Annotated in this window: 5 protein-coding genes; all 5 read right to left on the bottom strand. The window is 66.7% G+C overall.

The window, feature by feature from the left end; translation table 11 throughout:
* Positions 1-3: 3 nt before the first annotated feature.
* Positions 4-1956, bottom strand: coding sequence for a sialate O-acetylesterase (locus ABD017_RS16195; RefSeq protein ID WP_343883844.1), 1953 nt, complete (start codon positions 1954-1956; stop codon positions 4-6).
* Entirely contained in the window at positions 1953-4196 is a 2244-nt protein-coding gene (locus tag ABD017_RS16190; protein WP_343883843.1) for an alpha-galactosidase, read from the bottom strand. Before ABD017_RS16190 ends, ABD017_RS16195 begins: the two co-directional genes overlap by 4 nt.
* Entirely contained in the window at positions 4193-6463 is a 2271-nt protein-coding gene (locus tag ABD017_RS16185; protein ID WP_425543757.1) for a WD40/YVTN/BNR-like repeat-containing protein, read from the bottom strand. The genes ABD017_RS16190 and ABD017_RS16185 overlap by 4 nt, the downstream gene beginning before the upstream one ends.
* 71 nt (positions 6464-6534) lie before the next feature.
* The gene (locus ABD017_RS16180; RefSeq protein ID WP_343883841.1) at positions 6535-9387 is read right to left on the bottom strand and encodes a TonB-dependent receptor; all 2853 of its coding nucleotides are present in this window, start codon (positions 9385-9387) and stop codon (positions 6535-6537) included.
* A gap of 385 nt (positions 9388-9772) precedes the next feature.
* A complete protein-coding gene (locus tag ABD017_RS16175; protein ID WP_343883840.1) occupies positions 9773-12115 on the bottom strand; it encodes a glycoside hydrolase family 31 protein in 2343 nt (780 codons plus the stop codon).
* Between the last annotated feature and the right edge of the window lie 47 nt (positions 12116-12162).

The following is a 12162-nucleotide window of genomic DNA, read 5'->3' as shown; positions in this document are numbered from 1 at the left end:
ACTTCACCAGGGTCGGGTTTCGAACGGCGAGGCCGGCAGGCCTTCGCGATTGATCAGGTTGGCGTGCACCGGGTTGTCGCTCCAGCCGTAGCGCACGACGATCGGCACGGTCACGTCGGCGCTGGACACCACCACGGTCGTGCCCTCGATGCGCGCCTGGGCGGGATGGAATTGCCGATCGGCACCGGCCACCTGGAAACCGCCCAGCGGCCCGCCGCGCGCGGCCAGCGCACTGCCCTGCGTGTCGAACGAGAGGATGGCGCGCGCGCCGTCGATGCGGATCGCGGTGTAGCGCGGCCCGGCGTACACCAGCGTGTCGCCGTACACCACATGTTTGGCGGCCAGCGCCAGTCGATGCCCCACGTCCTGCTTGTTCACCGGATGGATGTCGTCGGGATTGCCGATGTCGATGGTCACCGCCTGCCCCGTGGCCGGCAGGCTCAGCGCGGCCGATTGCGAGGCGCGCAGCTGCGCCCACGGACTCGATTGCGCGGTGTCCTGGCCGGAGATCCAGTTGGCCAGTTGCACCCACAGGAACGGCAGCTGCGGTTGCCGCCAGTCCGCGCGCCACGCCTTGATCAGGGTGGCGAACTGGTCGCGATAACGGCTGGCGTCACCGGGGCCGGCGTTCGCCTCGCCCTGGTACCACAGCACGCCGCGCAGCGGGTAGCGGATCAGCGGGTGGATCATCTTGTTGTAGAGCAGCGTGGCCAGCTGGTTCTTGCCATCCAGCGTGGTGATGGTCACCGACGCCGGTACCGGACGGAACTGCCAGTCGCCGGCCAACGGGTGGCGTTTGCCGCCCGGCGCCTGCACATAGAGCATGTCGGCGTCGCCATAGATGCCGCCATAGCCGCCCTCGTCGGTGACCTCTAGGGCAATGGTGTTGCGCCCGGCGTGCAGCAGGGCCGGTGCCACGTGATAGACGCGGGCGACGTTCCATTCGTCGCTTTGCGCGCTGACGCGCTTGCCGTTGACCCACGCCCGCGCGGTGTCGTCGAACTTGGCCAGGCCCAGCTGCACGCCACGCGCGGCTTCGGCCGCATCGAGAGTGAAGCTGGTGCGATACCAGGCCACGCCATCCATGCCGAAGTAGCCGGCCCTTTCCCAGTACGCGGGCACCGCCATGGATGCCCAATCGCTGGTATCCAGCGTCGCGGCCGCCCACGACGGTGTGCCATCGCCGTCGGTGGTCGGTACCTCCGCCTTGGCCCAGACGCCCAGCCGCTTCCATGTGGCCTGCGTCTTGCGGCGATCCTCGGCTGCCAGCCCATCGGCTTGCGCGCTCACCACCGACGGCGACACGCCGGTGCTGGCGGCGTCCATCCATGCCTCGATGCGGCTGCCGCCCCAACTGCTGTGGATCATGCCGATGGGCACGCCGGTGCGCGCGCGGATCTCGCGCGCGAAAAACCAGCACACGGCGGAAAAGTCACCCGCTGTCTGCGGCGTGGCGTGCTGCCAGCTGCCACCGGCGAGATGATCGGACGGCTCGCCCGACCACGACTTGGGTACGGTGAAACCCCGGATGCCGGCGTCGTTGGCGCGGGCGATTTCCGCCTTGGCGTCTTGCGCCTGCGACAGCTTGAACTCCATGTTCGACTGGCCCGAACACAACCACACGTCGCCCACCATCACGTCGCGCGCCACGTTCTTCTGCGCGCCGTCGGCGATCGTCAAGGTGTACGGGCCGCCCGCGCTATGGGCCGGCAAGGTGGCGTTCCATTCGCCCTTCGGGTTGGCCGTGGCTTGCGTCGATTGGCCGTCGAAGCTGACCTGCACCATGCTGCCCGGGGCGGCCCAGCCCCATACCGTCAATGGCTGGTCGCGCTGCAGCACCGCGCCGTCGGTAAACAGCAGCGGCACATCGAGCGATGCTGCCAGCGCCGGCGCGGCGCAGGCCAGCGGACTGCACAGCAGCGCCAGCCAGGCCAGACGATTCAGACGGCTGTTCATTGTCCACCCCCGACACGATCGAACACGATGGCGGCCGCCTGGTGGTCGCCCGTGAGGGCCAGGTCGATGCCGTGATGCATCCAGTAGGCGCCGCTGGCCTCGGCCAGCGTGCCCGCCACCGGCTCGCCATGCAGCGAGCGCCAACGATAGCGCGCATCCGGGTCCAGCCCCTGCAAGCGCACGCGCGGATACGGATACTTCATCTGGCTGGCCTGCAGGAAGGCGAACAGCACCGCCTGCGCACCATCTTGCGCTACCGATTCGGTAACCGCGTGCGGGCTGTTGTCGCGCGGCGACAGCAGCCGGTACAACCTGCCGTGCTGCACGCTGGCGCGGATCGCCTTGTAGTCGGCCACGTAGTTCTTCGCAGTGGCGAAATCCGTCGGCGTCCAGTGCAACAGGTTGGCGCCGATACCCAGCGAACCCTGCATCGAGGACAGGAAGCGGTAATCCAGCGAGGTGCGGCGGTTGTTTACCCAGTTCGGCGAATCGGTGACCCAGGCCATCATCACCGCCGGCGAATACGCGTAGCTGAAACCGTCCTGGATCGACAGCCGGTCGAACGGGTCGGTGTTGTCGGACGGCCACACTTCATCGGTGTGGCCGAGGATGCCCAGATCGACGCGGCCGCCGCCACCCGAGCACGACTCGATCTCCACATGCGGGTGACGTTTGCGCAGTTCGGCCAGGATGCCGTACAGGTTGCGCACGTAGGCCACGTACACCTTCCGCTGCTGGTCGGGTGCCACCTGCGGCCAGCCCGGCTCGGACCAGTTGCGGTTGTAGTCCCACTTCAGGAAGGCGATGTCGTTGTGGCTGAGCAGGTCGTCCAGCACCTTCAATACGTAATCGCGCACGTCCTGCCGCGCCAGGTTCAGCACCAGCTGGTTGCGCCCCTCGCTGCGCGGTCGGCCGGTGAAATTCAACACCCAATCCGGATGTGCGCGGTACAGGTCACTGTCCGGGTTGACCATCTCGGGCTCGACCCACAGGCCGAAATCCATGCCCAGCGCATGCACCTTGTCGATCAGCGGCTTCAGCCCGTGCGGAAATTTCTTCGGGTTGACCACCCAGTCGCCCAGCCCGGCATGGTCGTCGTTGCGCGCGCCGAACCAGCCGTCGTCCATCACGAAACGCTCCACCCCGATGCTGGCGGCCAGCTCGGCCAGATGCTCCTGGCCGGCCTGGTCGACGGCGAAGTTGGTGGCTTCCCACGAGTTGTACAGCACCGGGCGCAGCCGCGGCTTCGGCTGCTGCGGCAGCACCTGCGTCAGCTCGAACCGGTGCAACAAACGCGATGCCTCGCCGATGCCGCCGCTGGTGTAGCCGGCGTAGAACACGGGCGTGCTCAGGGATTCGCCCGGCGCCAGCGGCCAGGCGAAATCGAACGGATTGAAGCCGCCGGTGACGCGCACCTGGTGCAGCACGCCCTGCTCCACGGTGATGCGCCACGAGCCGCTCCAGGCCAGCGCGCCGAACCACACGTCGCCGTGATTCTCGGCCCACTCGCCGCCGCGTTCGATCGCAAACCACGGGTTGTTCTCGTGGCCGGTGGAACCGCGCCGGCTCTCCAGCACGGTATTGCCGGGCGTGATCGCGCGCGTCTGCAACTGCCATTCGCCGGCCCAGCGGCCAGTGAGGTAGCGCAGGGAATAGTCCTCGCCCGCGGGCAGGTTCCAGCTGGCCGCGGCCACGCTGTCGATGGTCACTGCCTGCTTCGTGTGGTTCTCGATCAATGCCGAGCGGCCGATGATGCCGGTGGCCGGATCGACCACGTAATGCAGCGTCACGTCCAGCGGTTGGCGGATATCGCGCAAATGGACGTCCAGACGATTGCCGTCGATGCGGTGCGACACGTAGCGCAGCACCAGGTCGCGGTTGCCGTTGGCGTAGCGCAGCTTCAGATCGGGCTCCACGTACAGGGAGCCACCCCAGCCGGCGTATTCCTGCAGGCTGGTGCTCTCGGGCGGATCGAACGAGACGTTGCCCTCGTTGGTGTGCGCCGCGGGCAGCGCGTCACCCGCCGCCAGCCGCGCGCCCCAGTACAGCGTCTGCAGCTGGTCGTTCTCGTTGACGCCGAACGCGTAGGACACCGCGTCGGTATCGATGCGGAACACCCGCGTCGCGGCGTCGTAGCGAATGGTCTGCGCCTGTGCGATGAAGGCGGCACCCATCAACACGCACGCCAGCAGCCATCGTGCTGCCGCGCGCCACCAGAGAGCGAAGGCGGCGGGATTCATGGCTGCTCCCCGGCGGGATTGCCGCGGAAGATGCCGCGGCCACCGGTAGCGAAGTACACGCGACCGAACACGCGCGGGTCACCGGTGACATAACCCACCTCACCGTATTGATGCGCATCGTCGTTGATGCGCTGCCACTGCACGCCCCCGTCGACCGAGCGGAACAGGCCGCGCTGGCCCGCGACGACGCCGGCCAGGAACAGCGTCGGTTCGCGACGCCCCGGCGCGGCCTTGCCGAAGCCCAGCGACACGGCGCTGTCGATACCGCGGCTCTGGCGCAGCACCTGGCCGTCATCGCGCCCGCGGATCACGCCGCCACGGGCACTCACCGCCACCAGCGTTCCAACCTGCCCCGGCACCGCATACACCACCGCATTCGTGGGTCGGCGCGGCGCCTGGTATTGCTGTTTCACCGCCTTGCCGAACGCACCACCGATCGCGGTGAAATGCAGCCCGCCATCGTGGCTGGCGAACAACGCGCCGCTGGCGATGTCCTGCGCGTAGAAGCGCTGCCCGTCAACGCGGTCGGCCAGCACCCGTGCCGCCTTCGGCAAACCCTCTGCCGCGATCCAATGCTTGCCCCAGTCGCGGGTGACATAGGCGTTGCCCGCCTCCAGCGGAAACCACAATGCGCTGCGGCCGTCGGTGGCCACGGCGATCGTGCCTTCGCCGTTGCCGCCCGGCTCGCTGGCAAACGCGTGCCAGCTGCCGGCGCCATCGAGCGAATACGCCGCACGCACCGCATTGACCGGCCCGCGGATGCGGCCCGTGCGCACCACCACGCGCGGCGCCTTGCCGGCCACGTCGATGCTGTAGCCGTTGGCGTAGCGCGGCGGCACCGCGAACTGCAGCGGCGCCACGTCGAGATCGTCATGCCGGAAGCCGTCGAGGTCGCCCACCGCGCTCAGCAGATGCGCGCCCTCGGCCGGGCTGGCCAGGCCCAGCGGCACGGTTTCCTCCAGGTTGGTGTCCTGGAACCACCAGTCCACCGTGCCGCCGTGATCGAACGCGCGCATGTTGCGCGAGGCCCACACGCCGTAGCCGGTGACGAACAACACGTGGTCAGGATCGAACGGATCGATCACCAGGCTGCTCATCCAGTGCGGATGGTGGTCGGCCGTCCAGCGCGCGTTCGAGTGATCGAAGCGCGAGCGCGGAAACACCGGTCGCCAATGCTGGCCGCCATCGGTGCTGCGGTAGATCTCGTCGTACGGCGTGTAGTGATGGAACGTACTGGCCATCAGGATGCGCGGATCGTGCGCATCCACCGTGATGTCGCCCCAGCCGAAACCGATGGGTTTGCCGTGGCGCGGCAGCGGCGTGATGTCGGTCCAGCGGCCGTCGGCGGGGTTGAATTTCCACACCGCGCCGTCGCTCATGTCGTCGGGCCCCGGCTCGTCGCCGTAGGTGAGGTAGTAGCTGCCGTCCTGGCTGCGGCGCATGTGCGTGGGACGCAAACCGGTCGGCTGGCCCGGCACCGCCTGCCAGCTCCGGCCGCCATCGGTGGAGCGGAACAGGCTGGTTTCGCGGGTGGAAACGCCGGCATACAGCACCGGCGTGGGCTGCCCTGTCTTGCCGCTGGCCGGCTCGAACACCACGAACACGATGCCGATCGGCTGGCGCCGCCACTGGTTTTTTGCGGTGGAGGCGAACGAGGTCGCCACCGCGGGAAAGGCATCGACGCGCGCCCAGTGTGCCGCATGGTCGTCGCTGCGCCAAAGGCCCGCATCGCGCGAGCCAAAGAAGAGAATGCGGCCATCGTTGGGGTCGACCGCCAGCCGCTCGCCATTGCCGCGGGCCAGCTCGTTGCCGCCCAGCTTGAACGGCAGGTCGACGCGCTGAAAGGTCGCGCCACGATCGTGCGAGCGCAGCATCGCGCCATTGCCGGCCGCCGCGGTCGTATACGTGCCCGCGGCCAGGTAGATCCAGCCCGCGTCGTGCGGGTCCACCGCCATGCTTTCGATGCCGGTGAGGTTGGCGTCCTCCGCGCCGAGCCAGTCGGTCAGCGGCAGCCACGTTTTCGCCGCATCGTCCCAGCGGTACGCGCCACCGACGTCGGTGCGCGCGTAGTACAAGCCCTTTTCGGCGGGATGGAACACCAGGCCGCTGACGTAGCCGCCGCCACCGATACGCACGCTCTGCCAGTCGTAGCGCACGTCCTGCGCCACCGCGACCATTGGCAACACGCCGCAAACCCACAGGCAGGCAAGCCACCGCAGGCGCGACAGCAGGGAGGAAGGATGGGTTGGTCGGGCCTGGCTCATCATCGCCTCCTGTAGAAAAAGGTGCCGACAACCCGGGAAGGGGTACGGATTGCCAGCACCGTGGTGCAACGGGATCAGAAACTGAACTGCGCCTTCAGGCTGAACATGCGGTCGTTGATCTGCACGTCACGCGGTCGCGTATCCACACCGAAGATCGTGGCGCGCTTGGTGTTGGTCAGGTTCACCGCCGCGGCGGTCAGCGAGAACATGTCGGAGAAGTGGTACGTCACCGACGCGTCGACCTGGCCATAGGCCTTGTCGTAGATCGGCAGATCACCGGTACCGTTGCCGCGCGTGGTGACCACCCACTGGCTGCGCCAGTTGTAGGCAACGCGGGCGGAAACCGGACCCTTCTCGTACATCGCCACGAGGTTGTAGCTGTTCTTCGACAAGCCTTCCAGCGGTACCTGCAACGGATTGCCGTCGGTATCCATCGCATCCGGGCTGGGCGCCTTGCTGTAGACGTAGGTGTAGTTGACCTGCATGCCCAGCCCGTCGAACGGCTCAGGCAGGAAGTCGAAGAAGGTCTGGTAGCCCGCCTCGGCGCCCTTGATCACGCCGTTCTCGCCATTGACCAGGCGGGTGACGTTGTAATCATGCGTCTGGCCCAGCTGGTCCACGTGCGGCTCGTTCACCGACGTGCTCTGCACGAAGCCGTCCACCGCCTTGTAGAACAGCGCGCCGTAGAGCATCTGGTTGGGCGCGATGTACCACTCCAGCGAGGTGTCGTACTGCCTGGCCGTCATCGGCTTCAGGTACGGGTTGCCGCCGGCGCTGCCGGTGTAGGCATTCGCGCCCGTTTCCGCGTTTGGCGTGCTCAGGGTCAGCATCGGATTGAGCTGGTCGAAGCTCGGCCGCGACAAGCCCTTCGACGCGGCGAAGCGCCACTGCAAGGTGTCGGTGAGGTGGGCGGTGAGGTTGAGGCTGGGCAGGTAGGAGTTGTACGAGTTGTCGACGCTGAGCGGCAGCACCGCGCCGGTCGAGTCGGTCATCACGCCGTGGGTGCTGACGTTCGTGCGCACCGCGCGGATGCCGACGTTGCCGTCGATGGGAATGGAGCCCAGGTACGTGCCGAAGTTGATCAGGCCGTAGGCGGCATAGGTCTTCTCGCCCTGCTTGTTGGTGCCGGTGGCCGGATAGGTCAGCGGATCGGCCATCCCGAACATGGTGCGCGAGGCGTCGTAGTCGTACAGCAGCGACGGGTTCGGCGCCAGGAACGAGCCGATCACGTCGGCGTCGCCATGGAAGAAGTCGGCAAACGAACGGCGCACCCAGGTGGAGTCGTCATAGTTGGCCAGCGGCTGGCCGATCCACACGAAGCGGTAGCCGGAGTCCTCGGTTTCCGCCTTGCGGTTGGTGGTGCGCACGCCGAACTTCACCGACTGCAGGAAATCGCCGCCGAACGAATACTCGCCATCGGCGCGCCAGGCGAACTCGCGCCCGCGGCTCCTGGCCTTGTCGTCCAGCAGGAAGTTGAACGCGCTGTTGGCCGGATCGGTCACGTACGCGTTGTCCACGTGCAGCACCGGCGTGTGCCCGCCGATGTCCTGGTAGAAATACGGCGTGGTGGTATGCGTGTTGAGGATGTAGCGGAACGTGTCCGTCTTGGCCTTGATGTACTGGAAATCGGTCTTCAGGGTGAGGTTGTTGCTGGCGTTCCACGAACCGCCCCACGAGAAGTCGGTGGTGACCGAATGGCGCGTGGTGAGGCTGCTGTTGGAGTCGACGCTGACGCCGGCGGTCGGTGCGACGGACGGGTCGGGCACGCCATCGGCGTTGTTGCCGCCGGTGCCGTTGAAGGTGCCGCTGATGAAGTCGCCGTTGGGGCCGAATTCGAACGGCTGGCTCGGGTCGGGAATCATTCCCTGCGCGCTGGTGTAGGCGAAGTAGGAATAGTCGTTCCACTGGAACTTGTAATCCGAACGCAGCGCCTGCGCATACAACTCGACGTCGGCATTCGGGCGCCACTGCAGTGCGACGGACGTACCCAGCCGGCGGCGCTCGCCCAGTGTCTCGCCAACGCCGCCGCCGTGCGGCACCTGCAGCGTGCGGCCTTCGAAGCCCGGGTAGTTCGCTTCCGGATACACCTCGCCCGTCGCCGGATCGGTGGCGCCGGCATGGATGGTGTAGAACGGTTCGGTGCTGATCACGTCCTGGCGGAACGAATGCTTCTGGTAGGCCACGTCCACCAGCAGGCCGAACTCGCCGGCATCGGTGTTCCAGCGGTTGCTGTACAGCGCGGAGGCCGAGGGGTGGCCTTCCTTGATCAGGTCGCCGTAGTCGTATTCGCCGGTGACCGCGATCTTCTGGCCCTCGAAATCGAACGGCTTGTGCGTGCGCAGGTTCACCGTGCCGCCGAGGCCGCCCTCGATGATTTCCGCCGACGGGTTCTTGTACACGTCGATGCCGGCCAGCAGTTCGGATGGCACATCCTCGAAGCTCAGCGCGCGGCCACCGTTGGCGGTGAAGGCGTCGCGCCCGTTGATCTCGGTGCGCACCTGGGTCAGGCCGCGGATGGCGATGGTGCTGCCCTCGCCATAGTTGCGGTCGATCTGGATGCCGGAGATGCGCTGCAGCGCTTCGGCCACATTGCTGTCGGGCAGCTTGCCGATGTCCTCGGCCACGATCGAATCCACGATCTGGTCGGCGTTCTGCTTGATCGAGATCGCCGACGCCATGCTGGCGCGCACACCGGTAACGGTGACCGCACTGAGGCTGGTGGCCGCCTGCTTGGCCGCGCTCTTGCTGGTCTGCTGCGGGGCGCCCTGGCCGGTGCTCGCGCTGGCGCTCGCATCGGCCTGTTGCGCCCACGCCGCCGCCGGCATGGACAACATCGCCACGCTCATCGCAATGGCCATCGAAAGGCCGCGGCGGCACAGTGGCACCGTGTCGAAACGCCTGGATTTGTCGCTGTATTGCCCGTTCATCTGATGTTTTTGTTCCCGAAGAATTTGGATGGCCGCGGCAGTGATCCGCGCCTGCATGTCACCGATGGCGATGGCATCTGTTCGGCGTACATCGCCCGATTGCCAGCACCGTTCCAATCGCTGCGCACTGGAGGGCATCCGTTGCACCGACAGCGCACGCATGCTGGAGGGAGCGCAACACGGGTGCAATTACGAAATCGGCGATTCGACCGACGATTCTTCGTTTGCGCACGCCGCAAAACACAAGGTGCAACCACCGCGTCGGCCCACGCAAAATCCCCGCGAAACGCGGCGACCCGGATGCTTCGCGAGCCGGATCGGTCGGCCGGCCGTCGCAGGCGTTGCGGCCGCGCAAGGACCGCAACGCGACGCAACGCCACGCCAGCTATTTGCCCATCACCTTCGCCAGGTCCGCGACCTTCCTGCCCAACGCCGCATCGCCGCCGGTGGCACGCAAGCTTCGCGATGCGTTGTCCCAGTGCAGCGCAGTGACGGTGCCCTGGCCTTTTTCATAGCCGTACGAGGTGCCGTCGTCGTCGTAGAGCGCGAAGTCGGCATTCTTGCCGGGGTAGACGCGAATCTCGGCAATCGATTGCTTCGTTGCGGTGGAGGGGATGTCCGAACCCAGCGGCACGATCGAGCCGGCGCGCACGAACACGGGAATCCGGTCGATCGGTGCGGCCACCTTCACCCAGCGTCCACCGGCCAGCTTCTCGTTGGTCCAGAAGTCGTACCAGTCGCTGCCGGCGGGCAGATAGACGTCTTTCTGCGTCTGGCCCTGTTCGGTGACGGGCGCCACCAGGAACGCGGGGCCGAACATGTATTGCGTGCCGAGGTCGGCGACCTTGGGGTCGTCGGGGAAATCCATCCACAGTGGCCGCATGAATGGCGCGCCGGTGTCGTAGGTTTTCTTGGCCTGGCTGTAGATGTAGGGAATCAGGCGATAGCGAAGCCTGTCGTACTTCGCCAGGATCGCCTCGGCCTCGTGCCCGAACGCCCAGATCTCCGTGTGCTTGCGCATGCCATGGATGCGCAGCGTGGGCAGGAAGGTGCCGTACTGGAACCAGCGCGTGAACAGTTCCGGGTAATCGTTGTTCTGCCCTACCGTGTCACGCGCATCGGAAGGATCGAGCAGCGGCTTGTTCGTGGCATGGGTGGTTTGCGGCAGCCATTGCCAGCCGCCAATGTCGTTGCCCCAATAGGCGATACCCGACGCGGTCATGTTGAGGCCGGTGGGAATCTGTCGCTGCAGCGCTTCCCAGCTGGGGTCGATGTCGGACGACCAGAATAGCGCGCCGGTGCGTTGCGAGCCCAAGTAGGCGGCGCGGGAAAGGATCAGCACGCGCTCATCCGGCTTCCACGCGCGCATGCCCTTGGCCACGCCCTCCACGTGCAGCAGCGGATAGACGTTGTGGTAGCGGTCGCCCGAGCCGATCGAGAAGAAATAGCCGTCCGGCACCAGGTCCGGCTCGGTCTCATCCAGCCACGGGTAGTCGAAGCCGTGCGACAGGATGTTGTCGCGCATGTGCGTCCAGAACCACTGGCGCGCGTCGGGATTGGTGGCGTCGATCAGCGCGCCGGCGCGATCGGAACGGAACGGCAGGCCATCGACCGTCTTGCCGTTCTTGTCCTTGAGGAAATAGCCCCTGCGGTCGAGCTCCTTGAAATAGCGGCTGGACTGCTCGAAGCGCGGCCACACCGACACGATGGATTTCATGCCCATCGCGTGCAGCTGCCGGTTCATGCCGTCGGGGTCGGGGAATTCCGCCGGGTTGATGTCCATCTGGCCCATCCGCGTCCAGTAGAACCAGTCGAGCACCATCACGTCGAGCGGATAGTTTTTCTCGCGATAGGTACGCGCCACGCGCAGAATCTCGGCCTGGCTGTCATAGCGCGCCTTGGACTGGATCAGGCCAAAGGCGGCCTTGGGCGGGATCGGCGTCTTGCCGGTCACCCGCGCGTAGGCCGAGTAGATCTGCTCCGGCGTGTCGCCGGTGATGACGAAGAAGCTGACGCGCTCACCCACCTTCGACTGGAACCGGGTGCGGCCGTTGATACCGGCAACGAAGCGCGTTTCCGACGGGTTGTCCCAGATGATGCCGTAACCCTTCGACGAGACCATGAAGGGCACGCACACCGTTTCGCCGCTGGGCGCGTCGTACCAGTGCTTGCAGTCGATCACGCGGCCGCGCAGATCGAGCGGCCCCAGGCTTTCCTGGTTCTGGCCCATGCCGTAGTAATGCTCATCGGCGGGTGCCGTGAACGTGGCGCCCACCTGATAGGTCGCCTCGCCCGCCACGTCATGCGGCGCCATCTCCCAACCGGTCATGTCGACGACGGTCGCGCCGCTGGCGTTCTTCACCTGCAGGCTCACCGGCGCCAGCTGCGGCGCAAAATAGCGATCGGTGATCCCCGGTGCGCGCGGCGGCGGCGGCGCGTCCACATGCAGGGTCAATGCCGATGACGCAAACGTGTCGCCGCTAGAGTCCTGGGTTTGCCGGAAGGCCGAATTATCGGCATGGTCGGCAAGAATCCCGTAGCCGGGCGCCGCCAGCGCCCTGGCCTTGTCGGCGGCAATCGTCACGTGGACGACGTTCGGGCCGTACGCCTCGACGCTGACCCACGCACCGTGGCGGTCAAGCGTGACTCTCTCTGCGGCATCGGCCGTGGCCACCGTGGCGGCAAGGGCCGAGGCCAGGCTCAACAAGGCAATTCTGGAAATTCGCACGGCATCCCCCAACGCTGCTACGGACGCGCGCCACCAGGCGCACATCG

Origin of the sequence: Rhodanobacter caeni, assembly GCF_039523575.1 — a bacterium.
In the GTDB taxonomy this organism is placed as follows: domain Bacteria; phylum Pseudomonadota; class Gammaproteobacteria; order Xanthomonadales; family Rhodanobacteraceae; genus Rhodanobacter; species Rhodanobacter caeni.
Note: the sequence above shows the minus strand (reverse complement) of the source record. Positions and strands in the feature narration are given on the sequence as shown.